Annotated in this window: 28 protein-coding genes and 1 pseudogene; 28 read left to right on the forward strand and 1 reads right to left on the reverse strand. The window is 48.1% G+C overall.

Annotation, left to right across the window (positions count from 1 at the left end; all coding sequences use genetic code 11):
- Positions 1 to 60: 60 nt before the first annotated feature.
- The 16 genes and pseudogenes from NSU00_RS03725 (at position 61) to NSU00_RS03785 (ending at position 11,637) form a co-directional block, all read left to right on the forward strand.
- A complete protein-coding gene (locus NSU00_RS03725; RefSeq protein ID WP_061564851.1) occupies positions 61 to 456 on the forward strand; it encodes a TIGR03826 family flagellar region protein in 396 nt (131 codons plus the stop codon).
- Between the two features lie 70 nt (positions 457 to 526).
- Positions 527 to 793 carry a flagellar biosynthesis anti-sigma factor FlgM gene (gene flgM, locus NSU00_RS03730; protein ID WP_013858611.1) on the forward strand — a complete coding sequence of 89 codons (267 nt, stop codon included), beginning with the start codon at positions 527 to 529 and terminating at the stop codon, positions 791 to 793.
- 12 nt (positions 794 to 805) lie between these two features.
- Positions 806 to 1,276: a flagellar protein FlgN gene (locus tag NSU00_RS03735; RefSeq protein ID WP_340702376.1), complete on the forward strand. Its 471-nt coding sequence runs from the start codon at positions 806 to 808 to the stop codon at positions 1,274 to 1,276.
- 22 nt (positions 1,277 to 1,298) lie between these two features.
- Positions 1,299 to 2,915, forward strand: coding sequence for a flagellar hook-associated protein FlgK (gene flgK, locus NSU00_RS03740; RefSeq protein WP_340703440.1), 1,617 nt, complete (start codon positions 1,299 to 1,301; stop codon positions 2,913 to 2,915).
- A gap of 14 nt (positions 2,916 to 2,929) precedes the next feature.
- The gene (flgL, locus tag NSU00_RS03745) at positions 2,930 to 3,823 is read left to right on the forward strand and encodes a flagellar hook-associated protein FlgL (protein ID WP_326244085.1); all 894 of its coding nucleotides are present in this window, start codon (positions 2,930 to 2,932) and stop codon (positions 3,821 to 3,823) included.
- A gap of 205 nt (positions 3,824 to 4,028) precedes the next feature.
- Positions 4,029 to 4,478 carry a flagellar assembly protein FliW gene (gene fliW, locus NSU00_RS03750; protein WP_017553664.1) on the forward strand — a complete coding sequence of 150 codons (450 nt, stop codon included), beginning with the start codon at positions 4,029 to 4,031 and terminating at the stop codon, positions 4,476 to 4,478.
- A gap of 4 nt (positions 4,479 to 4,482) precedes the next feature.
- Positions 4,483 to 4,722 (forward strand): carbon storage regulator CsrA, encoded by a 240-nt coding sequence (gene csrA, locus NSU00_RS03755; protein WP_013858616.1) that lies wholly within the window; start codon positions 4,483 to 4,485, stop codon positions 4,720 to 4,722.
- A 118-nt stretch (positions 4,723 to 4,840) separates the two neighbouring features.
- Positions 4,841 to 4,930 (forward strand): SEC-C metal-binding domain-containing protein, encoded by a 90-nt coding sequence (locus tag NSU00_RS16020; protein WP_160330826.1) that lies wholly within the window; start codon positions 4,841 to 4,843, stop codon positions 4,928 to 4,930.
- A gap of 228 nt (positions 4,931 to 5,158) precedes the next feature.
- Positions 5,159 to 5,518: pseudogene (locus tag NSU00_RS16025) on the forward strand (flagellin N-terminal helical domain-containing protein); the annotation flags it as partial.
- 49 nt (positions 5,519 to 5,567) lie between these two features.
- Positions 5,568 to 5,960 carry a hypothetical protein gene (locus NSU00_RS16030; RefSeq protein ID WP_445684499.1) on the forward strand — a complete coding sequence of 131 codons (393 nt, stop codon included), beginning with the start codon at positions 5,568 to 5,570 and terminating at the stop codon, positions 5,958 to 5,960.
- Positions 5,894 to 6,052: a flagellin gene (locus NSU00_RS16035; RefSeq protein WP_445684500.1), complete on the forward strand. Its 159-nt coding sequence runs from the start codon at positions 5,894 to 5,896 to the stop codon at positions 6,050 to 6,052. The genes NSU00_RS16030 and NSU00_RS16035 overlap by 67 nt, the downstream gene beginning before the upstream one ends.
- Positions 6,053 to 6,374: 322 nt before the next feature.
- The gene (locus NSU00_RS03765; RefSeq protein ID WP_437177752.1) at positions 6,375 to 6,509 is read left to right on the forward strand and encodes a flagellin; all 135 of its coding nucleotides are present in this window, start codon (positions 6,375 to 6,377) and stop codon (positions 6,507 to 6,509) included.
- Positions 6,510 to 6,751: 242 nt separating this feature from the next.
- Positions 6,752 to 6,883, forward strand: a complete 132-nt coding sequence (locus tag NSU00_RS03770) for a hypothetical protein (protein WP_013858618.1) — start codon at positions 6,752 to 6,754, stop codon at positions 6,881 to 6,883.
- 508 nt (positions 6,884 to 7,391) lie between these two features.
- Positions 7,392 to 9,812, forward strand: coding sequence for a Lon protease family protein (locus tag NSU00_RS03775; protein WP_340703443.1), 2,421 nt, complete (start codon positions 7,392 to 7,394; stop codon positions 9,810 to 9,812).
- Positions 9,813 to 10,092: 280 nt separating this feature from the next.
- A complete protein-coding gene (locus tag NSU00_RS03780; protein WP_265115577.1) occupies positions 10,093 to 10,416 on the forward strand; it encodes a hypothetical protein in 324 nt (107 codons plus the stop codon).
- A 639-nt stretch (positions 10,417 to 11,055) separates the two neighbouring features.
- Positions 11,056 to 11,637: a DNA-3-methyladenine glycosylase gene (locus NSU00_RS03785; RefSeq protein WP_181980979.1), complete on the forward strand. Its 582-nt coding sequence runs from the start codon at positions 11,056 to 11,058 to the stop codon at positions 11,635 to 11,637.
- 211 nt (positions 11,638 to 11,848) lie between these two features.
- On the opposite strand, the gene NSU00_RS03790 is transcribed toward NSU00_RS03785, so the two are convergent.
- Positions 11,849 to 12,103 (reverse strand): hypothetical protein, encoded by a 255-nt coding sequence (locus NSU00_RS03790; RefSeq protein ID WP_340703444.1) that lies wholly within the window; start codon positions 12,101 to 12,103, stop codon positions 11,849 to 11,851.
- Positions 12,104 to 12,372: 269 nt separating this feature from the next.
- Between NSU00_RS03790 and flaG the strand changes: the two genes are divergently transcribed.
- The 12 genes from flaG (at position 12,373) to ftsX (ending at position 26,197) form a co-directional block, all read left to right on the forward strand.
- Positions 12,373 to 12,741 carry a flagellar protein FlaG gene (gene flaG, locus NSU00_RS03795; RefSeq protein WP_195850612.1) on the forward strand — a complete coding sequence of 123 codons (369 nt, stop codon included), beginning with the start codon at positions 12,373 to 12,375 and terminating at the stop codon, positions 12,739 to 12,741.
- Positions 12,742 to 12,754: 13 nt separating this feature from the next.
- Positions 12,755 to 14,839, forward strand: coding sequence for a flagellar filament capping protein FliD (gene fliD / locus NSU00_RS03800; protein ID WP_340703445.1), 2,085 nt, complete (start codon positions 12,755 to 12,757; stop codon positions 14,837 to 14,839).
- 14 nt (positions 14,840 to 14,853) lie between these two features.
- Positions 14,854 to 15,258 carry a flagellar export chaperone FliS gene (gene fliS, locus NSU00_RS03805; RefSeq protein WP_029143081.1) on the forward strand — a complete coding sequence of 135 codons (405 nt, stop codon included), beginning with the start codon at positions 14,854 to 14,856 and terminating at the stop codon, positions 15,256 to 15,258.
- A complete protein-coding gene (locus NSU00_RS03810) occupies positions 15,255 to 15,602 on the forward strand; it encodes a flagellar protein FliT (RefSeq protein ID WP_340703446.1) in 348 nt (115 codons plus the stop codon). Before fliS ends, NSU00_RS03810 begins: the two co-directional genes overlap by 4 nt.
- 258 nt (positions 15,603 to 15,860) lie before the next feature.
- Positions 15,861 to 16,421, forward strand: coding sequence for a ribosome hibernation-promoting factor, HPF/YfiA family (hpf, locus tag NSU00_RS03815; protein ID WP_013858626.1), 561 nt, complete (start codon positions 15,861 to 15,863; stop codon positions 16,419 to 16,421).
- 482 nt (positions 16,422 to 16,903) lie between these two features.
- Complete coding sequence (locus NSU00_RS03820) at positions 16,904 to 18,514, forward strand: gamma-glutamyltransferase family protein (protein ID WP_340703912.1); 1,611 nt, start codon at positions 16,904 to 16,906, stop codon at positions 18,512 to 18,514.
- 555 nt (positions 18,515 to 19,069) lie between these two features.
- Positions 19,070 to 21,586: a preprotein translocase subunit SecA gene (gene secA, locus NSU00_RS03825; RefSeq protein WP_017553902.1), complete on the forward strand. Its 2,517-nt coding sequence runs from the start codon at positions 19,070 to 19,072 to the stop codon at positions 21,584 to 21,586.
- 91 nt (positions 21,587 to 21,677) lie between these two features.
- Positions 21,678 to 22,779 (forward strand): peptide chain release factor 2 gene (gene prfB, locus NSU00_RS03830; RefSeq protein WP_148256237.1). Its coding sequence is split into 2 segments (ribosomal slippage): positions 21,678 to 21,749 and positions 21,751 to 22,779, totalling 1,101 coding nucleotides; the frame shifts between segments, so codons are not numbered across the junction.
- Between the two features lie 139 nt (positions 22,780 to 22,918).
- Entirely contained in the window at positions 22,919 to 23,782 is an 864-nt protein-coding gene (locus tag NSU00_RS03835; protein ID WP_340703447.1) for a YitT family protein, read from the forward strand.
- 57 nt (positions 23,783 to 23,839) lie between these two features.
- Positions 23,840 to 24,199 carry a cytochrome c551 gene (gene cccB / locus NSU00_RS03840; RefSeq protein ID WP_013858631.1) on the forward strand — a complete coding sequence of 120 codons (360 nt, stop codon included), beginning with the start codon at positions 23,840 to 23,842 and terminating at the stop codon, positions 24,197 to 24,199.
- Positions 24,200 to 24,636: 437 nt separating this feature from the next.
- Positions 24,637 to 25,323, forward strand: a complete 687-nt coding sequence (gene ftsE, locus NSU00_RS03845) for a cell division ATP-binding protein FtsE (RefSeq protein ID WP_029142511.1) — start codon at positions 24,637 to 24,639, stop codon at positions 25,321 to 25,323.
- Positions 25,313 to 26,197: a permease-like cell division protein FtsX gene (gene ftsX, locus NSU00_RS03850; RefSeq protein WP_340703448.1), complete on the forward strand. Its 885-nt coding sequence runs from the start codon at positions 25,313 to 25,315 to the stop codon at positions 26,195 to 26,197. The genes ftsE and ftsX overlap by 11 nt, the downstream gene beginning before the upstream one ends.
- The last annotated feature ends 60 nt before the right edge of the window (positions 26,198 to 26,257 follow it).

Genomic DNA, 26,257 nt, shown 5'->3' on the forward strand with positions numbered 1-26,257 from the left:
CGGGATTTCTGCCGATATAAAAGATAGAAGACAATGTGCCGGAAAAAGGAGGCGGGCCGAATGGCGGAGTTGGCAAACTGCCCGAATTGCGGAAAATTATATGTTAAAAATCCCGTCCGCGATGTGTGCGAAGACTGCTATCGCGAGGAAGAGGCCGCATTTGAACGGGTTTTTCAATTCTTGCGGAAACGCGAAAACCGTGCGGCAACGATCGAGACAATCGTTGAAAAAAACCATGTTCCGGAAAAGCTGGTTTTCAAATGGGTGCGGAACGGCCGGCTTTTGATTGCGCATTTTCCAAATCTGGCATATCCTTGCGACCGTTGCGGCAAATTGATCCAGTCCGGAAAGCTATGCGAAGAATGTGCAAAAACGATTGCAAAAGATCTCGAACGTTTTGAAAAAGAAAAGAAATGGCAGAAAGAAATAAGAAAAAAGACTTATCACATCAAGTAAACATTGCGCAGCTTTATCCGATATAATAAACATAATGGAACGGAGTCCGTTTGAAAAAGGGGTGAGCTGAATGAAAATCAATCCGGTCAATACTTCAGGGATCAATCCGTATCAGCAGCAGACAAAGCGGGATGTGCGGCAAACCGCCTCTAGCACCCGGAAAACGGATAAAGTGGAAATTTCTTCAGAAGCCAAACAGCTGCAAAAAACGTCCCGGCTTGAGCAGGAACGGAGCCGGAAAATTGAGGCTTTAAAACAACAGGTACAGCACGGAACCTATCAGCCGGATGCGGAAAAAACCGCTGAAGGGATATTGAAATATTTTACAGGCAAGTAAGGAGTGGCGTAAATGTCTGCGGAAAAATTGATCCTATGCCTTGAAAAATTGCAGAAGCTCCATGAAAGCCTGTTCGCCCTTGCCGCCGAAAAAACCGAAGCGGTGAAAAAGCAGGATATCGGGCAACTGCAAAAGATCGTCCGGGATGAACAGGCCCATATCCGTGCAATCGGCGCACTTGAACAGGAACGGGAAACGCTGGCAAAGGCGCTTACCGGCGGCAACGGGACACTGTCGGACTGCATCGCGGCGGCAACCGGGGAAGCACGGACCCGGCTGGAAACGTTGAGGGGAAGCCTGATTGGCATCACAAGGAAGCTGAAAGAGCAAAATGAGCTGAACCAGATGCTCCTTTATCAATCCCTTCAATTTACCCAATTCATGCTGGATCTGATTTATCCGAAAAATGAACCCGCCACATACGGGCCGCCGTCCGGGCAAAAAGCGACGTCCGCCATGCCACGGTTTGACTCAAGGGCCTGAAACAATACGGAGGAGGAGCAAGGTGTCCACTTTCTTTGGATTAGAAACAGCAAAGCGGGCTTTAACGGCCCAACAGAATGCCCTGTACACCGTCGGGCAGAACGTGGCTAATGCCAATACCGACGGCTACACAAGGCAGCGGGTAAACTTGCAGGCGACAGACCCGTACCCCGCTGCTTCGATGAACCGCCCGGCCATCGCCGGACAGCTCGGGACAGGGGTGGAAGCGGGCGAAGTGCAGCGGATCCGCGACAAGTATCTCGATGTCCAATACCGGGAAAACAACAGTGCAGCCGGTTACTGGTCCGCCAAATCAGATGCATTAAGCAAAATGGAAGCCGTCATGGACGAAACCAGTACGGACAGCAGTTTGGCCAACACAATGGAAGCATTTTGGGAATCCCTGCAGGACTTAAGCACGAACCCGGAAGACGTATCTGCCCGATCGGTTGTTTTGGAACGCGGGCAGACGCTGACGGATACGTTCCACTATTTAAACAGCACGCTTTCCCAGTACAAAACGGATGTTGGCAGCGAAATCAGCGTATCGGTCAACGATATCAATTCCACTTTAAAACAGATCAGCGACTTAAACCAACAGATCGCTGTCCTGGAGCCGAACGGTTATTTGCCAAACGACTTGTATGACAAGCGGGACAGCCTTGTTGATAAGTTGTCCAATTATTTGAACGTAACCGTCGAAGTCCAAAAAAGCGGTGGAAATGCAAAAGCAAATGCGGACGGCATTTACAACATTAAAATGACCGCTGCGGATGGCACAAGCGTATACCTTGTCCAAGGTTCAAATTACAATGCAGTTGAAGTACAAGGGGGCACCGACAGCAACGGCGACGGTATCCTCGACGGCCCACCGGCAAACGGGGAAATGACCGGCATCACAATCGGCGGGAAAAATTTTGCTGTCGCGGATACAACCGGCAAGGTCACGTTCCCGCAAGGCAAACTGTTGGGACTGATTGACAGCTACGGTTATCAGTATGCCGGCGCAAACGGCACAGTGGAAGCAGGGGCTTATCCGAGTTTGCTCGACAGCCTGGACAAACTCGCCTACACATTCGGAAACGTATTAAATGCTGTCCACGAAAAAGGGACAGACCTTAAAGGGAATGCCGGGACTGCCTTTTTTACGTTCGGTACCTTAACGGACTACAAAGGGGCCGCGGGTCAAATTGCCGTCAACAGCAGCCTTACATACGACAAAATCGCCGCCTCTTCAAATGGCGATTCCGGCGACGGGCTGAATGCCATTAATCTTGCAAATGTGGTTACCTTTGATTTAAGCAGCCAATCCGTGCAGCTTGAAGGGATCAGTGGCAGGCTTAACATTGCGGCACTCGGTCTGCCGCTTGCATCCGGCACCATCACCAGCAATTACGAAGGCCTCATTGGAAAGCTCGGGGTTGATGCCGAACAGGCAGGCAATATGCAGACAAATACCGCTTCCCTTTTGGATTCGGTGGATATGAACCGGAAGTCCGTCAGCTCGGTATCGGTTGATGAGGAATTAACCAATATGATCAAATACCAACAAGCCTATAATGCTGCAGCAAGGATGATTACTATGACAGACGAAATGCTCGATAAAATCATCAACGGCATGGGCGTTGTAGGCAGATAGGCAGGTGAAAAACGATGCGTGTAACCCAATCGATGCTCGCCAATAATTTCTTAAACAATTTAAACACAAGCTATAGTAAACTCGCGAAATACCAGGAACAGCTGTCTTCCGGCAAAAAGATCAACAAACTCTCGGATGACCCGCTGTCCGCGATGAAAGGCATTTCCTACCGGAGAACCGTCGCCCAGGTGAAGCAATACGAAGACAACTTCGCGGAAGCCAGCACTTGGATTGAATCGACAAATGATGCTCTTGATGAGGCCAATCAGGTGTTGCAGCGGATCCGGGAACTGACAGTGGAAGGGGCAACGGACACGAAGACTCCGACTGACCGGCAGTCGATCGCCGATGAAGTGGAACAGCTTCGCGATCAGCTTGTCAATATTGCCAATACGAAAGTCAATGACAAATATATTTTTAACGGCACCCGGACGACGGAGAAGCCGATCAGTGGCGATATCAGCACGTTTGACGGCTCAACCAGCCTCGGCATGAACACCAATCCGGTAAAAATCGAACTGTCAAAAGGCATTTATCTGCAAGTCAATGCGAACGGAGCAAATGCATTTTCTGATGATCTGTTTAAAGACCTGAACCATTTAATCAGCGATTTAAAATCCGGCACATCGGCAAACGGCTTTGACAGCTATTTGGGCAAAATTGACGGCCATATTGACAATGTGCTGAGCGAACTGTCGGAGGCCGGGGCGCGGAGCAACCGCCTTGATTTGATGAAAGACCGCGTCACCCAGCAGGAAACAACGGCAACGAAGATCATGGCCGGCAACGAAGATGTGGATATCGACAAGGCGTACACGGACTTTTCCGTTGCATCCGGTGCTTATATTGCTGCGTTAAAAGTCGGCGCACAAGTGATCCAGCCGACATTGCTCGACTTTTTGAAATAATACGGGGACACCACCCTGCTTTGCCAGGTGGTGCCGTTTTTTTATCTGAATGTTTTTAAACCGGGCGGGGCAGGAGCGGAACGCCGGTTAGGAGCAGGAAAATGCTGGCGCTGCAAGATTTTTAGAAAGCGCAAAACAATATGACCATCGAAAGGAGAGAAGGCGGTTTTCCCCGGCAGCAAAAGCCGGGGACCCCTCGCTAAACATGATGAAGCTTCAAACAAAATACCACGGCAAAGTGGAAATAGAGGATGCAGATATATGGCTTTTTGAAGGCGGGATTCCGGGATTTCCGGATGAGAAATCCTTTGTGTTGCTGCCGCTTTTGGACGACGGTATTTATATGGTCCTCCAGTCAACGGCGTCCCCCTATGTCGCTTTTGTCGTCACAAGCCCGTTTTTGTTTTTCCGGGATTATGCATTTAACATTGACGATGCCACGCTTGAACAGCTGTCGATTGAAAAAGAGGAAGATGTGCGGGTTTATGCCATTTTGACGGTCCGTGATCCGTTTTCGGAAACAACAGCCAATTTGCAGGCGCCGCTTATTATGAACGAAAAGAATCATAAGGGGAAACAACTGATTTTAAACGACCGGCATTACCACACAAGGCATCCGCTCTTTGCGGACGGGTCGGGCAAGGAAAAGGGGTGAGAAGATGCTGATTTTATCGCGGAAAAAAGGCGAGTCAATCCAAATCGGCGATGACATTGAAATCACCATCGCCGCGATCCACGGCGACCAGGTCAAAATCGGCATCAACGCCCCGAAACATGTTGAAATTCACCGAAAAGAAGTGTACTTGGACATACAGGAAGAAAACGCGAACGCCGCAAAAAATATCGAAGGCCTGCTCCACCTGCTTGCCCAATCCAAGAAAGGCAGCGGGGGCGCGTGATATGGGCAGTTAAAAAAAGTCCGGGGACAATTTGGTTAGCGGTACTTTTTTGATTTTCAATACGGTGCCGGGCTTTTTTGGAGGGAATCGGGCTTGAAAAACGGGTGGGCAAATTTTAGTGCAGGCATGCTCGTGCGGAAGCGGGGAAAAATATAAGAAATGCTGCGGGCGGCAGGGCAGGCAGCAACAGGCCCCAGTATATTTTTGAACCTGTTACTGCACACAACGGGAAATCCTCCCCAAGACAACAGTATCCGCACTTCCCAGTCCCTCAAAAACCAATCCGCACGAAAAAATTTCTTTAAAACTATTAAATCAAATGTTTCCCCATCCGATATAAAGAGTGAGCGGGGGAACAGGGCGGCCGACCTCGAACCCCGTTGATAAATTTCGCCCACAAGGATGTGGGTGCACAACATTCAAGGAGGAAAAACAGATGATTATCAATCACAACATTGCAGCGTTAAACACGTTGAACCACTTAAATGCTGCGAACAACGCACAATCGAAAGCAATGCAAAAACTGTCTTCAGGGCTTCGTATCAACGGTGCTGCTGATGATGCTGCGGGACTCGCAATTTCCGAAAAGATGCGCTCCCAAATTCGCGGTTTGAACCAAGCTATTAGAAACGCACAAGATGCAAGCTCATTAGCTCAAACTGCTGAAGGTGCGTTAAACGAGACAACTGACATTCTGCAACGTATGCGTGAATTAGCTACTCAAGCTTCCAATGATACAAATACATCGGATGACCGTGAGCAAATCCAAAAAGAAATGAACCAATTGACTTCTGAAATTAACCGTATTGGGAACACTACAGAATTCAATAAGCAAAAATTATTGGATGGAAGTAAATCAGCTAACAAAACACAACCAGCACAAGCTGAAACACCTGGTCAAACACCTGGTCAAACACCTGGTCAAACACCTGGTCAAACACCTGGTCAAACACCTGGTCAAGGTTTTAAATTCCAAATTGGCGCTAATGAAAACCAAAGTATCACACTTGAAATTAATGATATGCGCTCAGTTGCATTGGGGATTTCGTCTACGACAAGTGGCACTGGATTTACAGCTAGTAAAACTGTTACAAATGGAACAAATAATACTCCAGAGGAATATGCTCTTGATGTCTCCTCAGCTGATAATGCATCAAATGCGATTACAAAAATTGACGAAGCAATTAAAAAAGTTTCGACTGAACGTGCAAATCTTGGTGCTTTTGAAAACCGTTTAGAACATACAGTCAACAACCTGACAACTTCGTCAGAAAACCTGACTTCTGCTGAATCGCGTATTCGTGACGTTGATTATGCTTTAGCTGCGTAAGCAGTGACAAGCACAGTCGTCCTAACTGGTAACGGTTAGAGATTATGACCGGGTGAATTGCTGGAAAACCCTGAGAGCTTTTCTTGCCACAACGAAGCTGGAAACAGCAGGCGTGAGGGCTTGAAAAAAGAAGAGATTGGGCAATCAGCAGCCAAGCTCCTGTCTCGAAAGAGTGGAGAAGGTTCAACGACTAGGATAAACCGCCTAAGGCGCGTGCTATGGCGATGAAATCCGTAGGTGAGGTGATGCCGTTCAACATTGCCAATCCGAAGTGCCCGGCTCCTTCAGAAAGCTGGAGGATGAAGATATAGTCTTGTCATTTGTGAAAGCAAATGTTCGCACGATGGCGAAAGAAATGTCTGAACAAATGAAGCAATCGATCCTTGCCCAAGCAGCACAAGCGATGCTGGCTCAAGCCAACCAGCAGCCACAGCAAGTATTGCAATTGTTGCGTTAATTTTAGGTTTAGCCAAGGAGGCCTTTTCCAGGGCCTCCTTTTTATATTTGATATTCCATTTCCGGCACTTTTGACCGGCGGAGCAGATTCCGATGTTAGAATGAAGAAACTGGACATTCACTTGGAGCCCGCATTTGGAATTCCATACATTTGATTTGGACAAAGTTCAGGTCAACGTGGGAACAATATAGACGAAGGATAAAAGCGATACCGCCGGCAGCCTATCAGCCTATCCGTGGCTGATGATGCTTTCTGCTGCGGATTACCGGAAAAAGACGATTGGCACGGACATTTTGCAGGAACTGGAGAAATGGGCGATGAATGAGCAGGAAGTATTCACGAAATCAAAGAGTGGGAAAGAGGGAGAGGCTTAAAGAATAGAAGAAAAAAGAAATCCGAAATGGTGATCACCTATGACAAAGGTCGGAAGAAAAAAGAGGAAGCATGTTTACCCCAATGCTTCCTCTTTTTAGCTGCTATATCTATCGATGGTTACGCTGCCACTTAACCGGATCCCGATCAAGCCGTTTCCGTTGCTTGCAATATTCTTTACTCCTCTTTCTCTTCCTTCCTGTCCATTGTCCCGTCTGTCAGTGTTTTGTCAGCCAGCTTCTTCGTTTTCTTCTTTTCATTTTCTTCTTCATTTTTCAACTGTTTATCGGACATGTTTCACACTTCCTTTTTTATATAGTATACCCTTGGATCCGCCATCCGAAACCATGGCGGCAATCGGAAAACCTGCCCGGATCTCGTTCCTGCGTGTTCCTGTTTCGATCCGTTTTAAAAATGTTCACTTTTTGACATGCCGCCATTTTGCAGGAATTCCGACAAAAATGTCGAAATCTTACGGGGAGGGCATTGCCCATATTGGGAGGGATTGCAATGAATCGGGAAGAATACGAAACGGTTTTATCCGTACACCGTGTACCTGTCTCATCATTACGTTCGGAATGCAACCCGGACGAGTTTCCGTTTGAAACGACAGATGATTTAGAAACGCTGCCGAATGAAATGATCGGGCAACAGCGGGCGGAACAGGCGATGGATTTCGGTTTGTCTGTCGAGCAGTCCGGTTACAATTTATTCGTCGTCGGGCCGTCCGGGACGGGCAGAATGACGTATACGCAACACAGTGTCGAAAAGCTCGCATCCGAACAGCCTGTGCCGGATGATTGGTGTTATGTCAACAATTTTGAAAATCCGGACCGGCCGCTTGTCATCAATTTGCCGGCTGGAAGCGGTCTCCGTTTTCAACGCAAGATGGAAACCCTTTTGATTGATATTGAACGGGAACTCCGCGCCACTTTTTCAAATGAAGAAACGGAAAAGAAGAAGCGGAATATCATTGACGCGTCGCAAAACCAGGTCGAGGCACTTTGGAGAGAAACGGAAATGTTCGCGTCCGGGCTGAATTTTAAATTGGAGCGGACCCCGGCCGGCATTCAAACCATTCCGCTTTTTTTCGGCCGGCCGATGGAAAAAGAAGAATACGAGCGGCTTTCCGATGCCAACAAAGAAAAATTGAAAGAACGGGAAAAACAGCTTGAGGAAAAAATCAATGAAACGGTGTACCAGATCCGGAAAATTGAAGAACAGCTCCGGAAAAATCTCGACCGTTTTCATAAAGAGACAGCTGCTTTTACCATTGAAGGCCTGTTCCAGCCGCTAAAAGAAGCTTACCGCGATTTTCCAAAAGTCCTCCGCTATCTCGAAGAATACAACCATGATGTTGTCGAGCATTTTTCGCTGTTTTTAACCGACCAGGAAGAAGGAAACGCCGTCGTCCAGGCGCTGACCGGCAGCAAAGAGCAGCAGCTCCAGCGCTATGCCGTCAATCTCCTTGTCAGCCATAAAAACGGCCAGGGCGCGCCTGTCATCTATGAAACGAACCCGACATACCAAAACTTATTCGGGAAAATCGAGTACCGCGGCGCGTTCGGCAGCTGGACGACCAATTTCACGCTCGTTAAACCGGGCGCAATCCATATGGCGAACGGGGGCTATTTAATTTTGCAGGCTGCCGAACTGCTGTCGCAGCCGTATGCATGGACCCTTTTAAAACGCGCGTTGCAAACGGGGAAAATCCAGATTGAAGACCCGTTTGCTGAAAGAGGCGCTTTCCCGACGAGCGGCCTTAAGCCTGAGCCTGTCCCGCTCAATATCAAAGTGATCATTATCGGGTCTTACTATTTATACGATTTGTTATCAAGCGTGGATGAAGATTTCCATAAGCTGTTTAAAGTGAAAGTCGAGTTTGACACGGTGATGAAGCGGGATGCGGAAAACCGCAGGAAAATGGCTTATTTTATCAAAAATTATGCAGATCGGAAAAACCTTCTCCCGTTCCACCGGCGCGCCGTTGCGAAAGTCATTGACCACAGTGCGCGCCTTGCCGGGGAACAGGAGAAACTGACAGCGCGCTTCCAGGACCTGACAAAAATTCTCGTCGAATCAGGTTACTGGGCGAAAAAAGAAGGAAGCGCCTGCGTAGACAGCCATCATATCCGCAAAGCGCTGGAAGAGCAGGCAAACCGGACGAACCATATTTCCGAACAATACCGCGAAATGATCCATAACGGGACGATTATGGTGGATACGGACGGCGAACGGGTAGGCCAAATTAACGGCTTGGCTGTGATGGGGACAAGGGATGCAACATTCGGCATTCCGACAAAAATCACGGCGCAAACGTTTGTCGGAAAAAGCGGCATTATGAACATTGAACGGGAAACCTCTTTAAGCGGGCAGATTCATAATAAAGGGCTGCTCATTTTAACCGGGTTTTTATCCGGCATGTTTGCCAAAAACAAGCCGATCCCGCTTTCGGCGAGCATCACGTTTGAACAGACCTATTCGCTTATTGACGGGGACAGCGCCTCCAGTACCGAATTGTATGTGCTTCTTTCATCGCTTGCCGGCGTGCCGATCAAACAGGGCATTGCCGTTACCGGTTCAGTGAACCAGTGGGGCGAGATTCAGCCGATCGGCGGTGTAAATGAAAAAATAGAAGGCTTTTTCGCCATTTGCAAAGATCGCGGGCTGACAGGGCGCCAGGGCGTCATTATTCCGCAGCAAAATGTTTGCAATTTGATGCTGCATGATGAAGTCGTGGATGCCGTGAAAGCCGGCCAATTCCACATATGGGCCGTCCGCCATATTTCGGAAGGGATTGAAATTTTAACCGGCGAAAACGCGGGAGCAGAACGCACTTCCGGCGGCCACTTCCCGGACGGCACCATTTTTGCAAAAGTGGAAGCCCGTTTTCAAAAAATGTATGAATCTGTAAAAGAAACGAAACAATAATGTAATCTGGCGGGCAAAGAGAGCCCGCCTTTATTATAATTTTTCGACAAGAACTAGTCTGAAAGGATCATTTCCGTTTTACGCTCTATAATGGTTCCTTCTTTTGCGGTTATAATAATAAAACAGGCAAATGTGAAAAATTTTCATCATCCCGTTTTTCATCGTTTCAAATCCGTATTGCATAAAGGGGGAAGGGGGCGCTGCTGTGGCAATGCAAAAAAGATACAGAGCGTGCAGCCCGGCATCTGCATCGTCGTGTAGAAAGGATTTGAGTTTGAAATTGAGCAAAACATCAAGTGAGGATTTTAAAAAAATTCCGTTGAGTGAGAATCAGATCAGAGGAATTCTCCACTCTTTCATGCATTCGTTTGAATCAATTGAAGTGCAGACAAGCAAAGACAGGCACCGGGAATTGACAATCGAGCAGGCAATCGATTTGCTTGTCCGCAATATGAGCAGGAAAAGTATACTCGATTTTATCCACCAGCTTAACATCATCCGCGAGCGCCGTTCGAGCGTGCTGGCTTATGTGAAATACATTTTGACAGCATTAGTCGTGCGCCTGGAACAAAGCGGAAAAAGGGATATCAATCGTTATAACTAAACTGGAGATGGCTGCCTTTTCCCCGGCTCCGGTAACTGCTGTAACGTAACCGTTATCGCGGCAGGGAAACTCCATTTTTGAATGTGCAAAGAAAGCTTTGAATGGAAAACATTTTTCCATTCCGGTTTATCGTAAGGGAAAGGTGTATAGGTTTTAAAACGAAGGAACCATTGCTGGATGGAAAGATGCGTCTGGTTCCGGATTCCGCAATCGCAGCAGCGTAGCCGTTATCGGTGGTGGGGGTTTTTTAAAAGCGTGCGGGATATCCTTCATTCCGGTTTCCGTTCGTATTGCGCGTAACCGTTATCGTGCAAGGCATGTTTAAAAATACGAAGGAACCATTGCCGGATGGAAAGCTGTTTTTGCATGGATGGGAAGAAGGGGTTTTCGAAGCGTTCGGGATATCAATCGTTCATTGCATGGGAAGAGAGTTCACTCCGGTTTTCGTTTGTGCTCGGCGAAACCGCTGCCGCATGTTTAAGCGCGTGAAAGATCCTTTATTGCACGGAAAGATGCTTTTGGCCGGATACCATATGATATGGAGAAAGGAGTTAAAGTGCCCTTTGCCGGGTATCATTAATGTACGGAAAGTAGCGCCCCATATAGAAAGGAGGCATTCATGTGAGAAAAGCCCCGCTTATGCCTTTGTCGGCGGCTTTTTTTAAAAAAGATACGCTGGAGCTGGCGCGTGCCCTTCTCGGTTGCCTGCTCGTCAAAGAGACGGAAGAAGGAACGGCGGCCGGTTTTATTGCCGAAACGGAAGCATACATGGGTGCATGGGACAGGGCCGCGCACAGTTATGGAAACCGGCGGACGAAAAGAACGGAAATCATGTACTATGGCCCGGGCCACGTGTATACATACCAAATGCACACCCACTGCCTCGTGAATGTCGTCAGCGGCCGGGAAGGCACACCGGAAGCCATCCTGATCCGTGCCGTGGAACCTTTTATTGGAACGGAGCTGATGTTTGCCCGCCGGAAAGTCAAGGAAGCAAAGCAACTCACAAACGGTCCCGGGAAGTTAACAAAAGCATTAGGCATTACAATGGAAGACTACGGGCGCGTATTTTACGAACGCCCGCTCTTTATTGCGGAAGGATACGAACCGGAACAAATCGAAACCGGCCCGCGCATCGGAATCGATAACACCGGTGAAGCCAAACATTACCCGTACCGGTTCTGGATAAAAGAAAACCGTTATGTATCGAGGCGGGCGTAAACAGCAGGGGCGGTGCGTGAAGGAAGTGCCGAAGTGAAAAAAACACCGGCATTTAGCCGGTGCCGGGCGATTATATGAAAACGGATTCTTTACGCCTTGTGTCCAACGACCATCGCTTATTAAAACCAGCAAATGATCCGCTACTCTATTTCTTAAACGGGAGGCCGGCGCAAAGTTGAAATCGGCTTAAAGGCCGGCTTCTTGCGTCGGACTACCAGAAATAGCCGTAGCCGCCGTACGGGAAGCCGTAGCCGCCGTAAAGCGCAGGTGCGAGCAATGCCGATGTTGCCAGGCCGCCTGCAAACCCTCCGAGGAACGGGCCAAAACCGAATCCCCATGGCCTGAATCCCCATGGCCTAAAACCCCATGGCCGGAATCCGAAGCCTCCAAATCCCCACGGCCGCAATCTTACATCTTCTTGGTGAAATGTTTCATAGTAAGGAACTCCCTGATAATCTGTATTCAAAGTTTTTTCCTCCTCAACCCCATTATTTTTTGTACGATAAAGCATATGTGAAAAACCCGGTGTCTGTATGGGTATCTGCCTTTTATCCCAAAAATTTGCCTTGCATCCCCCGTGCGGCTCAAGTAAGGCATTCGCCAAAGTGAAATTTTAAAGCGGCGGATGTTAAAAACGGCTGGAAACATCCGATACAAATAGTAGACAAAAAAGCGGTTTTGTTCCGCCATGAAACAAGGCATGGCGGGAACGCCGGAACATAAGGAGAACTTGCTATGATTGGAGCGACGCAGTGGCAGGCTGCGCATCCGCCTCTTGCAACCAGTACACCGCAGGCACAAAAGGCAACCGGGGCGGATCAGGCCAGGCCAATTGTGACAAAACAAACCAGGGAACAAATCCTTCCCGCCAATGAAGAAACGAAAGAAAAAGTGAAAAAAGCGGTGGACCAGCTGAACCATTTCCTGTCCGGATCCTCCACCCATTTAAAATTTCAATTTCATGACCAGCTAAAAGAATATTATGTTACGATTATCGACGACAAGACGGACCAGGTGATTAAAGAAATTCCGCCGAAAAGGATTTTGGATACATATGCCGATATGCTGCACTATGTCGGGATTCTGGCCGATGAAAAGGTATAAAGGAGGGGATTGAATGACATCCATACAAAGAATTACAGGGCTTGCGAGCGGCATGGACATCGATTCTATTGTCGAAAAAATGATGACCGTGGCAAAACAGCCTTTGGTCAAACTGCAGCAGCAAAAGCAAATTTTGGAGTGGCAGGAAGAAGACTACCGGACGCTGAACCAAAAATATTTTGACTTCCGCTCCACGCTGTCCAACATGAAATTGACTTCCAAGTACAGGGCACGCACGACGACTTCATCAAATGAAAGCTATGTAACGGCAACAGCGGCGAATAATGCATCGCTGGGGTCAACGACAATTCAAAGTGTAAAACAATTGGCGACGGCAGCGACGAGGGTAGCCAAAGCCCCAATTTCAACAGATTCATCCAATAAGGTTGATTTGAATCAATCCTTATGGAAACAGTCAGGAAATTTCAGCGGGTCAATCAAATGGAGCCAAGGGGGAGTAATATCGGATACCATAACAGCCAAAGGGGACTCCACAGATCCAACATCTGTTACGTTTGACTTAAAGGGCACACTTAACAGTAATATGCCAATGAATGTAAAAATGAACGGAAAAACTTATGAAGTGGTGAAAGATCCGTCCGTTACGCTCAGTGATAACCAGGTTTTACTTACAACTGCTGGCGGGCAGGCAACATTAAAATTTAATTCAAATATTTCCGCCGGGACGAGCATTAGTGTTGAATACGTGGTGGATAAAGCAACAAAAAGTGCAACCGTCTCGTCTGATACGAAATCAATACAATTGGACTTTGGGGACATTATCACCGATTCATTTACTATGACAGTTGGAAACAATAACGTCTCACTCTCCCAAGGCACGGACGGAAATATGAATTTATTCATTGGTTCGACCCAGATCGGCACCCTTAATCCGGAAACGGGAAAAATTGATTTTAATAGCGATTTCGGGTCAATTTATAGCGGTTCTGCTATCCAAATCAGCTACCAGCAAAATTACACTTCTTTTAACTTAAAAACGTATACTTCAAGCGGGCTGGTGAACGGCAATTTTTATATCGGCGCGGATAAAACGTTAAATGATGTCATTTCTAAAGTGAACAATTCAAACTTAGGTTTGACAATGTATTATGACGAATATAAAGATATGTTTACGCTGACGAGAAAAGAGACCGGTAATTTTAATTCGTCTTCATCTGTGGATAACGGTAATGAAATCATTATTTCTTCTGATACAGATACTTACGATTTTTTGCGGGATACATTAAAATTTAGCGGCAGCACTGAATACGGTGGTACGAATGCCGTGTTCAACATAAATGGGTTGGATACCGAACGGACAACCAACACGTTCGCCATCAACGGCGTAACGTACACCCTTAAAAGCAAATTTGATACACCCGTCACGGTTACGGTCTCTAACGATACGGACACCATTTTCAAAAACATCAAAAATTTCGTGGACCAGTATAACAGCCTGATTGATGCCGTGCAGTCGAAGCTGAATGAAGACCGCTACCCGGATTATGCGCCGCTTACGGACGACCAGCGCAAGGAATTGACGGACACGCAGCAGGACCAATGGGATAAAAAAGCGAGAAGCGGCCTTTTAAGGAATGATATGACGCTGAAAAGTTCCCTGTCGAACATGCGGTCATTGATTTATTCAAAAGTAAATAACGCCAATATTTCATCCGAATACAGCCAATTATCAAGCATCGGCATCACAACGACTTCCGACTGGCTTAAAGGCGGCAAGCTAGAAATTAATGAAGACAAGCTGAAGGCCGCGATCCAAAACGATCCGGATTCGGTTGAACTGCTGTTTCGCGCGACCGGCAGCACAACATCGGAAAAAGGCATTGTCCAAAGGCTGTACGACAGCGTCAATAATACTTATAACACGATCGTTGACAAAGCCGGGAAATCCACTTATGTGAACACCCAGTTTACGATCGGGAAAAACATCAACGATTTGACGGATAAAATCCGTGACATGAACGACAAACTGGGCAAGCTTGAAGACCGTTATTATGCGCAGTTTACATCGATGGAGCAAGCAATCCAAAAATACAACAGCCAATATACTTATCTATCCAGCTTTTTCAGCAATAGTTAAAGGAGGGGCCGCAAATGGCAACACGTAATCCATACCAGGCGTACCAGAACAACTCGATTGCAACCGCATCGCCGGGTGAGCTGACATTGATGCTGTACAATGGCTGCCTGAAATTTATCCATTTGGCGAAAAAAGCCATTGAAAACAAAAATTTTGAAGAAAAAAATCAAAATATCCAAAAAGCGCAAAACATCATCCGCGAATTGATGATGACGCTCGATACGGGCAAATTTGAAGATGCAGAAAAGATGCTTTCCCTTTACGATTTTATCCTGCGCGAACTGATCCAGGCCAATGTGAAAAATGATATGTCAAAACTCGATACAGCGGAAGAGTTGGTAACGGGTTTCCGCGACACCTGGAAGCAGGTCATCCAGGCAAACCGCCGGCAAACATACGGGCAGGGCGGCAAAGTATGATGGGCGATCTAGCCGCCTGCCTGGAGCTGACGGAAGCGCTGCTTTCGGAATTTCATAAAGAACAGCCGAGGGAAACCTTGATCCAAAACGTCCACCGGCTCCTCGACCGGCGCGGGGCGCTGCTTGCTGCCATGAAACCGCCTTTTTCCGCTGAAGCGCAATGGCTTGGAAGAAAAATCATGGATCTTGACAAACAATTGAAGCCCCTGATGCAGGAAACGCTGTCCGGCATCCGGAACGATATTCAGCAAGCTGCGAAAAAGAAAACGTCCATGAAGCAGTATATAAATCCGTACCAGTCCCTGCAGTTAAATGATGGAAGGTTTTATGACCGGAAAAGATAGAAGTTCTGATCGATGCAGAACTTCTTTTTTTCGGGAAAGGCCATGTAAACCGGCATGATGGCTGCTTTTTACAGCGGCAACAGGGGGATGACAAATATTTCTAAGAAAAATTCGCCAAAAAAGAAGGAATTTAGACAGGAAATGTGTAAATATATAAGTGTAAGATTATTAGAGAAGGCAGCGCTTTTACCGTGCAAAGTGAAAGTACGAGCATACCGCGGTATGCAAGGGGCTGCCAGTTGATGAGGAGGGGTCCACATGATGAACTACAACATTCGTGGCGAAAACATTGAGGTAACTCCGGCGATTCGGGATTATGTTGAGAAAAAAGTGAACAAGTTGGATCGGTATTTCGTAGAAACGCCAGACACTTCCGTCAATGTAAAACTTAAAGTCAATCCGGATAAAACTTCCAAAGTGGAAATTACAATTCCAATGCCGCAGCTCGTATTGCGCGCGGAAGAAACCAATGAGGATATGTACGCGGCAATTGACCTGATTGCTGACAAATTGGAGCGGCAAATCCGCAAACATAAAACAAAAGTAAACCGGAAACTGCGTGAAAAAGGAAGCACGAGGGAACTGTTCACTCCGGACGCCGTACTGAAAGAAAAACAAGCCAGGAAAGAAGAAGACTCAGAACTGCAAATTGTGCGGACCAAACATTTTAACTTAAAACCGATGGACAGTGAAGAAGCAGTGCTGCAAATGAACCTTTTGGGCCACAACTTCTTCATTTACACCGATGCGGAAACAAATCATACGAACATCGTATACCGCCGCAAAGACGGCAAATACGGGCTGATTGAAACAAAATAAGGGAATGGCGAAGCAAGCACCCGCGGTGAATCCGCGGGTGCTTTTGCAGCATGGGCCTATCCGGTGAAAGCAAAGCGGGCCGGGGGGCGGTTTTTTAGCACACAACGCGAGCTGGCAAGGAACGCGGCTCCGGCAGAAAGGTGAAAACGAGCCGGTGCCTATGTTCAGGATAGAAGACCTAATTAGACAATTCGCCCTGCTTCGCCGGTGGTTTTGTCAATTGGAGCTTCTATCGGGACAAAACCCTTGGCAGACATGGCTCTTTTGTCTAATGAGCCGCCATGCTGCAGTGGACGCGGCCCCGGCAGAAAGGTGAAAATGAGCCGGTGCCTATGTTTAGGATAGAGAAGAAAAAAGGCAAGCAGGAAGCGAGAAAAGCCCGGATGGCGGACTGGAAACCGGGAGGCGGGCAGCCGGCAAGGCATCCGCTTGCAGGAAAGGCCAGTGCAGGGACAGACATTTCTATACGAGGGGGAAAGATGATGGACCTGGATTACTTGTATCATCCTTATGTATCCACCAGAAATACCGTTTTTGCCAAAAAAGGAATGGTTGCCACTTCACAGCCGCTAGTTGCCCAGGCCGGCCTTGAAGTTTTACAAAAAGGCGGCAATGCGATTGATGCCGCTATTGCCGCAGCCGCCGCCTTAACGGTCGTGGAGCCGGCTTCGAACGGCATCGGTTCAGATGCATTCGCCATTGTTTGGGCGGGCGGGAAGCTGCATGGTTTAAATGCAAGCGGGCCCGCACCGCAGTCGATTTCCATTGAGGCCGTGAAAAAACAGGGGTATGAAAAAATGCCGGCTTATGGTGTGGTCCCGATTACGGTGCCGGGCGCGCCGGCAGCATGGGCGGCGCTATCGGAAAAATTCGGTCGGCTCCCTCTGACAGACGTTCTGCAACCGGCAATCCGGTATGCGGAAGAAGGGTACCCGCTTTCGCCGGTTTTGGGAAAATACTGGGAAAGGGCATTCCGCCGTTTTCAAACGATTTTTAAAGAAGAAATGTTCCGGCCATGGTTTGACACGTTTGCGCCGGACGGCACGGTGCCTGCAATAGGAGAAGTGTGGAAATCGCCCGGGCATGCCGCGGCATTGAAGGAAATTGCGGAAACGAAAGCAGAAAGTTTTTACAGGGGGCCGCTTGCAGAAAAAATCAGTGCCTTCATCCGGAAATGGGGCGGTTTTTTAAGCAGGGAAGATTTGGAAGCCTATCATCCCGAATGGGTGGAGCCGATTTCCACCAGCTACCGCGGCTATGAGGTGTGGGAAATGCCGCCGAACGGCCAGGGGCTTGTTGCGTTGATGGCGCTCAATATTGCGCGCGGATTTGAATTCCGTGAAAAAGACTGCGTGGATACCTATCATAAACAAATTGAGGCAATGAAACTCGCTTTTACGGACGGTAAAGCGTTCATTACAGATGCCGGGGAAATGAAGGCGGACATTGCACATTTGCTTTCGGAAGGCTATGCTGCAAACCGGCGCAGGTTGATCGGGGATCTGGCGCTGGATCCGGAACCGTATGAACTGCCAAAGAGCGGCACTGTCTATTTGGCGGCGGCGGACGGGGAAGGAAATATGGTTTCTTATATCCAAAGCAATTATATGGGATTCGGCTCCGGTATTGTCGTTCCGGGCACAGGCATTGCCTTGCAAAATCGGGGGCATGATTTTTCTTTGGATGAAACGCATGTGAATGCATTGAAAGCCGGCAAAAAGACGTATCATACGATTATTCCCGGCTTTTTAACAAAAGATGGGGAAGCCATCGGACCGTTTGGCGTAATGGGCGGCTATATGCAGCCGCAGGGCCACTTCCAAGTGATCATGAACACGATTGATTTTCATCTTCATCCGCAGCAGGCGCTGGATGCCCCGAGATGGCAATGGACGGAGGGGAAAAAAGTGCTGGTAGAACCCCATTTTCCGAATCACCTTGTGCAAGGGCTGATCCGAAAAGGGCATGATGTTCAAGTGGCTGCGGATACTGGCGGTTTCGGCCGCGGCCAGATCATCTGGCGGAATCCGGACACGGGCGTACTGATGGGCGGCACGGAATCGCGTGCGGACGGCATGGTGGCGGCCTGGTAAAACGCTTTTCCAATTCCAAATGGGTGCTCAGGCCTCTTCATTTTTTTTCAGACAGCGGCCCGGGCATGCCGAACCGGGAAAGCCGGAATCTCCCTGGAGGTTAAAAACCGGTTGCCCGGCATGGATTTTAAAGGACGATATAGACGATATACCTGAAGTTGTGCATCAGCCCCGGGCGTCCATTTGCATGGCGATGGCTTTTTGCAGCAGGCAACAGAGCGGCAATATTTTGTTTATTTTTTATGGGATTTTTAGCCTTAAGCACCGGCAGCCTGTCTCCGGGTTCTTTTGTTGTATGCGCTCCGTTTCAGTGTTACAATACAATAAGGTATATTTCAGAAAACAAAATACACGCACCCGGCAAATCCTGGGCTGTATCATCGGAATTTTCCCCAAAAAGCATGGAAACCCTGGTTTAACATGGCCGGGAAAACCCGGCGGAAAAAGTGACGCAGAAAAGAAACTGTGCTATAATTAAAATTTAAAAGTCATGGCAATTACAATGATAGGGCCGAAACAGTCCTGTTTTGATACTGAAATAAAGGAGCGTTTTGAATGGTGGCTTTTTTGGACAAAGTTTTTGATGCCAACAAACGTGAACTGAAACATCTTGAGAAGATCGCAAACCAGATTGAAGAATTGGCGTCGGATATGGAAAGGCTGTCGGATGAGCAGCTGCGCGACAAAACGGAAGAGTTTAAGCAGCGTTACCAAAACGGCGAGAGCCTTGATGACCTGCTTGTGGAAGCTTTTGCGGTTGTCCGGGAAGGCGCCAGGCGTGTGCTCGGGCTTTATCCTTATCATGTCCAGCTGATGGGCGGTATTACGCTCCATGAAGGAAATATTGCCGAAATGAAAACCGGTGAAGGGAAAACGCTGACCGCCACGATGCCGGTTTATTTGAACGCCTTGTCCGGGAAAGGCGTCCATGTCGTCACGGTGAACGAATACCTGGCGAAGCGGGATGCCGAGGAAATGGGCGAGCTGTATAAATTTCTCGGGCTTACTGTCGGCCTGAATTTAACCAATATGTCGAACGAAGAAAAACAGGCCGCATATGCAGCAGATATCACATACGGGACGAACAATGAATTCGGCTTCGATTATTTGCGCGACAATATGGTGCTTTACCATGAACAAAAAGTGCAGCGGCCGCTTTATTTTGCGGTCATTGATGAAGTCGACTCGATTTTAATCGATGAAGCGCGGACGCCGCTTATAATTTCCGGACAAGCTGAAAAATCGACAGCACTGTATACACAAGCGAATGCATTTGTGCGTACATTGGAAAAAGAAAAAGATTACACTTATGATGTGAAAACGAAGAGTGTGCTGCTGACGGAAGAAGGCATCACGAAAGCTGAAAAATATTTTCACATCGACAACCTGTATGATCTCCGCAATGTGACGATCAACCACCATATTAACCAGGCACTGAAAGCCAATGTTGCGATGCACCGGGATGTCGACTATGTCGTGCAGGACGGGGAAATCATCATCGTCGACCAGTTCACCGGCCGCCTGATGAAAGGCCGCCGGTTCAGTGAAGGGCTGCACCAGGCGATTGAAGCAAAAGAGGGCGTGGAGATCCAGAACGAAAGCATGACGATGGCCACGATCACGTTTCAGAACTATTTCCGGATGTATGCGAAGCTAGCCGGGATGACCGGTACGGCGAAAACGGAAGAAGAAGAGTTCCGCAACATTTATAACATGCGTGTTGTCGTGATCCCGACAAACCGCCCGATCATCCGCGACGACCGGCCGGATTTGATTTACAAAACGATGGAAGGCAAGTTCAGGGCTGTTGTCGAGGATATTAAGCAGCGCCACGACCTCGGCCAGCCGGTGCTTGTCGGGACGGTTGCGATCGAAACGTCTGAATTGATTTCCCAAATGTTGAAAAAGAGAGGCGTCCCGCATAACGTGTTGAACGCGAAAAACCATGCGCGTGAAGCGGAAATCATCAAACAGGCAGGGCAAAAAGGCGCGGTTACGATTGCGACAAATATGGCCGGGCGCGGTACCGATATCAAGCTTGGCGAAGGTGTCGTGGAACTGGGCGGCCTTGCCGTCATCGGAACCGAACGCCATGAATCAAGGCGGATCGACAACCAGTTGCGCGGGCGTTCCGGACGCCAGGGAGATCCCGGGGTAACACAGTTTTATCTGTCAATGGAAGATGAACTGATGCGCCGCTTCGGATCGGATAATATGAAGAGCATGATGGAACGGCTCGGTATGGATGATACGCAGCCGATCCAGAGCAAAATGGTGTCGCGCGCCGTTGAATCCGCACAAAAACGGGTGGAAGGCAATAACTTCGACGCCCGGAAACAACTGCTCCAATATGATGATGTCCTCCGGCAGCAGCGCGAGATCATTTATAAGCAGCGCGATGAAGTGCTGACGGCGGATAATTTGCGTGAAATCGTTGAAAAAATGATCCGTTCGGTCGTAGAACGCGTTGTAAACGCCAATGCGCCGCTTCATGAAGATGAGGAAGAATGGAACTTGCAGGGCATTGTCGATTATGTCCTGACCAATCTGCTGCGTGAAGGCGACATCACACGGGAAGATTTGCTCGGAAAAGAACCGGACGAAATGGTTGACCTTATCATGGCAAAAGTGAAGATGCGCTATGATGAAAAAGAAGAAGCATTCGGGCCGGAACAGATGCGCGAATTTGAAAAAGTCATTTTGCTGCGCTCCGTTGACTCAAAATGGATCGACCATATTGATGCGATGGACCATCTCCGTGAAGGGATCCACTTGCGTGCGTATGGCCAGATCGACCCGCTGCGCGAATACCAGTCGGAAGGCTTTGCCATGTTTGAAAATATGGTTGCATCCATCGAGGAAGATACGGCAAAATATATTATGAAAGCAGAAATCCAAACCAACCTGGAGCGGCAGGAAGTGGCAAAAGGCCAGGCTGTCGTGCCGGGCGGGGAAGAAACCGCTGTGAAGAAAAAACCGGTCCGCAAAAAAGTGCGCATCGGCCGGAATGACCCTTGCCCGTGCGGCAGCGGCAAAAAGTATAAAAACTGCCACGGCCGGCTTGAGGCTTAAAATCAGGCAGGCATACGCAAAAAAAGAAGGGGCAAAACGCCGCCCTTCTTTTTTGCGGAAAACAGCAGAAAAATTTAATGAGGTGAATGGAATGGAATTATCGGAAATCAGAGCAGAATTGGAAAATACAGCTAAGAAATTAGCGGGTTTCAGGGGGTCTCTTTGAATTAGAAGAAAAAGAGACGCGCATTGCCGAATTGGAAGAAAGAATGCTGGAGCCTAACTTTTGGGACGACCAGCAGGAAGCGCAGAAAATTATTAATGAATCCAATGCTTTAAAAGAAATGGTAAACGGCTACCGTGAACTCGAGTCGCAACAGGAGGATCTCGAAGTCACGTACGAACTGGCCAAAGAAGAAAATGACCAGGAACTGAAAGAAGAGCTTGAAGCTGAGCTTGAAGGGTTTACGGAAAAATTAAATGAATACGAGCTGCAGCTGCTTTTAAACGGGCCGTATGATGCGAACAATGCGATCTTGGAACTGCATCCCGGCGCGGGTGGTACGGAATCCCAGGATTGGTGTTCCATGCTGCTCAGAATGTATACACGCTGGGGCGAGAAAAAAGGCTTTAAAGTCGAAACCCTCGATTACCTCCCGGGCGACGAAGCCGGTGTGAAAAGCGTCACCCTCCTTTTCAAAGGGCATAACGCGTACGGTTATCTTAAAGCGGAAAAAGGCATTCACCGCCTTGTCCGGATCTCGCCGTTTGATGCAGCCGGCCGCCGCCACACTTCGTTCGTCTCGTGCGAAGTGATGCCGGAAATAGACGACAACATTGAAGTGGAAGTCCGGCCGGAAGATTTGCGTGTCGACACATACCGGGCAAGCGGGGCAGGCGGCCAGCACATTAACAAAACGTCTTCGGCTGTCCGGATTACCCATATTCCGACCGGAATTGTCGTCTCCTGCCAATCGGAACGTTCGCAAATTCAGAACCGCGAACAAGCCATGAAAATGCTGAAAGCGAAATTGTACCAAAAAGAAGTAGAAGAGAAAGAGAAACAATTGGCGGAAATCCGCGGCGAACAGAAAGAGATCGGGTGGGGCAGCCAGATCCGTTCTTATGTGTTCCATCCATATTCCATGGTAAAAGATCACCGGACAAATGTTGAAACAGGGAATGTCCAGGCGGTGATGGACGGCGAAATTGATCCGTTCATTGATGCTTACCTGCGCTCACATATTTCGTAATAAGAAAAAAGTTTTCCTGAAAATTGAACGCATGACAGGCCCGGATGCCACAATGCCGGAAAATATATGAGGGGTGCGAAACAAGCGGTCCTGTATATTGGTGTGTGGCATCCGTTTTTTTATGAAAAGGGGGATGGACATGGCAAAGAAAAGGAGAAAACCGGCGAACAAATACCGGACGATGATGATGGAATATGGATACATACTTGCCGGGTCGGCAATTGTCGCGATTACATTTAATGTTTTCCTGCTTCCGAATAATATTGCGTCCGGCGGCGTCAGCGGGATCAGCACGATTTTTCACGGGCTGTTCGGATGGAAGCCGGCCTATGTGCAATGGGGGCTTAACATTCCGCTGTTTCTTGCCGGCCTCATTTTTTTAGGTTACCAATTTGGTGTCAAAACACTTGTTGGCACCGTGTTTTTGCCGTTTGTTGTTTTTTTGACGGAAAATTGGCAGCCGTGGACGCATGATGCACTGCTGGCCGCACTGTTTGGCGGGATCGGCGTCGGGGCGGGGCTCGGGATTGTGTTTCTCGGCAGGGCTTCAACCGGCGGAACCGATCTGGCCGCGCAAATTATCCATAAATTTACCGGCATCTCACTCGGAAAATGTGTGCTTGCGATTGACGGGCTAGTTGTCCTGTCAGCAGCTGTTGTTTTCGATATTGAAAAGGGTTTGTATGCAATCATCGGGCTGTTTGTCACAAGCAAGACCATTGACCTCGTCCAGGTCGGCCTGAACCGTTCGAAAAATGTGCTCATTATTTCCGACAAATACGAGGATATCCGGAAAGAGATTTTGTTCCAGATCGACCGCGGGGTTACAAGGCTCCATGCATATGGCGGATTTACCGATCAGGAAAAACCGATTCTGATGTGTGTCGTCGACCAGTCTGAATTTATTAAGTTGAGAAACCTTGTCAAAACCATTGACGGGAAGGCATTTGTTGTTGTGATGGATGCCGCCGAAGTGCTGGGCGAAGGTTTTAACATGCCGTAGCCGCGCGTTTACGCGTTTTTCGTATTTCTTGCCAAGCCCGGGCGGCCATCCGGTATAATGGAAGAAGAATGTGCACAGGAGGGAGGGCTTCGTGTGAAAAAATGGTGCGCAGCTTTGGCGGCGGTTCTGCTTGCAGCCGGGCTTGCTGCCTGCGGGAACGGGTCTCCATCATCAGGCGGCGGGAAAAACACGGCAAGTGGCGGCGATGCCGAAAAACTGGCAGACCAAAAATGTTCTGCCTGCCATGGCGACCAATTGCAGGGGAACGTCGGACCGAATTTGCAGCATATCGGTTCTAAGCTCAGTGAAAAACAGATTTTAAATGTCATTGAAAACGGAAAAGGAGACATGCCAAAAGGGCTTTTAAAGGGAGATGATGCCCAAAAAGTCGCGAAATGGCTCTCCAAGAAAAAATGACAAAAACGGGCCGGTTTCCGGCCCGTTTTTTTTAATGCGGGTCTTAGAAACGGTCTGCTCTGTAACATCTGAAAAAATGCCGGTCCAGTAAGAGATAAGAAGCGAGCGTAACGCAATCTTTTTGAAAAAAATGAAAAAATAAAATTCGCTTATTAGGAAATTTGAAACAAAACTGTAATGTCGCTTAAGGCAAGGGATGCTATAATAGTTAATGTGCGAATTTCGAGCAATTATGCGGATTCTCGCGCGTTGAAAAGAGAAAAAAGTCAAATTTTATGCAGAAAGGCTTTTACGCAGCCTTTTCTTACAGCAAATCATCCCGTGCGGATCTTTTACTGGGACGGGTGTATGGGTATTGCAAAAATTGGCGTTTTTTGCCGGTGTCGTTGACACATTTTTCATTTCGGCACGCTACATTGAAAAAGCCAGGTGAGGAAATGATAGAATTAAAGGACGTCTATAAAAAGTACCCGAACGGCGTCATGGCCGTGAGCGGGTTAAATATAAAAATCAACCAGGGCGAATTTGTTTATATCGTTGGCCCGAGCGGCGCAGGCAAATCCACGCTCGTCAAACTGATTTACCGCGAAGAAAAGCCGACAGCAGGGGATGTCATCGTGAACGGCGTCAATCTTTCAAAGCTCCGGGACAAACGGATTCCTTATTTCCGGCGGCAGATCGGTGTCGTATTCCAGGATTTTAAGTTGCTGCCGACATTGACTGTATATGAAAATATCGCGTTTGCCCTCGAAGTGATCGAGCAGGAACCTTCCTATATCCGGAGCCGCGTTATGGAAGTACTCGACCAGGTCGGGTTGAAAAATAAAGCAAGAATGCTGCCTTCTGAGTTGTCCGGCGGTGAACAGCAGCGGGTTTCCATCGCCCGTTCCATCGTCAACATGCCGAAAGTGGTCATTGCGGACGAGCCGACTGGAAACCTCGATCCGGAAACTTCATGGGACATTATGAAAATCCTCGAAGACATCAACGTAACCGGGACAACGGTTGTCATGGCTACCCATAACCGTGATATTGTAAACACAAACAAGCACCGCGTCATCGCTATTGAAGGCGGGAAAGTGGTACGCGATGAGCAGCTGGGAGGTTACGGTTATGAAGATTAATACGCTTAAACGCCACTTCCGGGAAAGTTTTAAAAGCCTTGGCCGGAATGGCTGGATGATGTTTGCATCGGCAAGTGCCGTAACGATTACCCTGCTTCTGGTCGGCGTATTTTTTGTCATCATCCTGAACATGAATAAATTTGCTTCCGATATTGAAAACGACGTGGAAATTCGCGTCCATATTGATTTAGCGGCAAAGGCTGCCGACAGGGAAAAATTGAAAAGCGAGATTGAGAGCCTGGATGCCGTCAATTCTGTCAAGTTTTCTTCTAAACAACAGGAATTAAAAGAATTGATTAAAAGAATGGGTGATGATTTTAAACTGTTCCAGCAGGACAACCCATTGTATGATGTATTTATTGTCAAAACAAAGCAGCCGACAGACACGCCGAAAGTTGCAGCACAAATTCAAAAAATGGACCATGTCGAATCCGTCATTTATGGTAAAGGAAAAGTGGAAAAGCTGTTCCATGTTTTAAGTATCTGCCGCAATGTCGGGGTTGTGTTAATCATTGCCCTGCTGCTTACGGCGATGTTCCTTATCTCGAATACGATTAAAATTACGATTTTTGCCAGAAGAAAAGAAATCGAGATTATGAAACTGGTAGGGGCGACAAACTGGTTTATCCGCTGGCCTTTTCTTCTCGAAGGGCTCTGGCTCGGGATCCTGGGGTCCATTCTGCCGATTATGCTGATTTCCTTCGGCTATTACTCCGTTTATAAAATCGTGGAGCCGAAGCTTCAAAACAATATTATCCATATGCTTGATATCAGCCCGTTCATTTACGGCATAGACGGCCTGCTGCTCGTGCTTGGCGTCTGCATCGGAATCTGGGGCAGTTCGATGTCGATCCGCCGTTATTTGAAAGTGTAACGGGAACGGCAGGGATGTATTCCGGTCCCGTCCGAACGGTCCCTGATTTTTATGCTATAC

Origin of the sequence: Weizmannia sp. FSL W8-0401 (assembly GCF_038009125.1) — a bacterium.
In the GTDB taxonomy this organism is placed as follows: Bacteria; Bacillota; Bacilli; order Bacillales; family Bacillaceae_C; genus Weizmannia; species Weizmannia coagulans.

Excerpts from the sequence above, each read along its gene's own strand:
- NSU00_RS03775 (WP_340703443.1), top strand. The coding sequence starts at position 7,392 with ATGAATCGGGAAGAATACGAAACGGTTTTATCCGTACACCGTGTACCT.
- csrA (WP_013858616.1), top strand. The coding sequence starts at position 4,483 with ATGCTGATTTTATCGCGGAAAAAAGGCGAGTCAATCCAAATCGGCGAT.
- secA (WP_017553902.1), top strand. The coding sequence starts at position 19,070 with ATGGTGGCTTTTTTGGACAAAGTTTTTGATGCCAACAAACGTGAACTG.
- flaG (WP_195850612.1), top strand. The coding sequence starts at position 12,373 with ATGATTGGAGCGACGCAGTGGCAGGCTGCGCATCCGCCTCTTGCAACC.
- NSU00_RS03810 (WP_340703446.1), top strand. The coding sequence starts at position 15,255 with ATGATGGGCGATCTAGCCGCCTGCCTGGAGCTGACGGAAGCGCTGCTT.
- ftsX (WP_340703448.1), top strand. The coding sequence starts at position 25,313 with ATGAAGATTAATACGCTTAAACGCCACTTCCGGGAAAGTTTTAAAAGC.
- hpf (WP_013858626.1), top strand. The coding sequence starts at position 15,861 with ATGATGAACTACAACATTCGTGGCGAAAACATTGAGGTAACTCCGGCG.
- NSU00_RS03735 (WP_340702376.1), top strand. The coding sequence starts at position 806 with ATGTCTGCGGAAAAATTGATCCTATGCCTTGAAAAATTGCAGAAGCTC.
- fliD (WP_340703445.1), top strand. The coding sequence starts at position 12,755 with ATGACATCCATACAAAGAATTACAGGGCTTGCGAGCGGCATGGACATC.
- cccB (WP_013858631.1), top strand. The coding sequence starts at position 23,840 with ATGGAAGAAGAATGTGCACAGGAGGGAGGGCTTCGTGTGAAAAAATGG.
- fliW (WP_017553664.1), top strand. The coding sequence starts at position 4,029 with ATGATGAAGCTTCAAACAAAATACCACGGCAAAGTGGAAATAGAGGAT.
- ftsE (WP_029142511.1), top strand. The coding sequence starts at position 24,637 with ATGATAGAATTAAAGGACGTCTATAAAAAGTACCCGAACGGCGTCATG.
- NSU00_RS03820 (WP_340703912.1), top strand. The coding sequence starts at position 16,904 with ATGGACCTGGATTACTTGTATCATCCTTATGTATCCACCAGAAATACC.
- NSU00_RS03785 (WP_181980979.1), top strand. The coding sequence starts at position 11,056 with ATGCCTTTGTCGGCGGCTTTTTTTAAAAAAGATACGCTGGAGCTGGCG.
- NSU00_RS03770 (WP_013858618.1), top strand. The coding sequence starts at position 6,752 with ATGATGCTTTCTGCTGCGGATTACCGGAAAAAGACGATTGGCACGGAC.
- flgL (WP_326244085.1), top strand. The coding sequence starts at position 2,930 with ATGCGTGTAACCCAATCGATGCTCGCCAATAATTTCTTAAACAATTTA.
- flgM (WP_013858611.1), top strand. The coding sequence starts at position 527 with ATGAAAATCAATCCGGTCAATACTTCAGGGATCAATCCGTATCAGCAG.
- NSU00_RS03835 (WP_340703447.1), top strand. The coding sequence starts at position 22,919 with ATGGCAAAGAAAAGGAGAAAACCGGCGAACAAATACCGGACGATGATG.
- NSU00_RS16030 (WP_445684499.1), top strand. The coding sequence starts at position 5,568 with ATGGAAGTAAATCAGCTAACAAAACACAACCAGCACAAGCTGAAACAC.
- fliS (WP_029143081.1), top strand. The coding sequence starts at position 14,854 with ATGGCAACACGTAATCCATACCAGGCGTACCAGAACAACTCGATTGCA.
- NSU00_RS03725 (WP_061564851.1), top strand. The coding sequence starts at position 61 with ATGGCGGAGTTGGCAAACTGCCCGAATTGCGGAAAATTATATGTTAAA.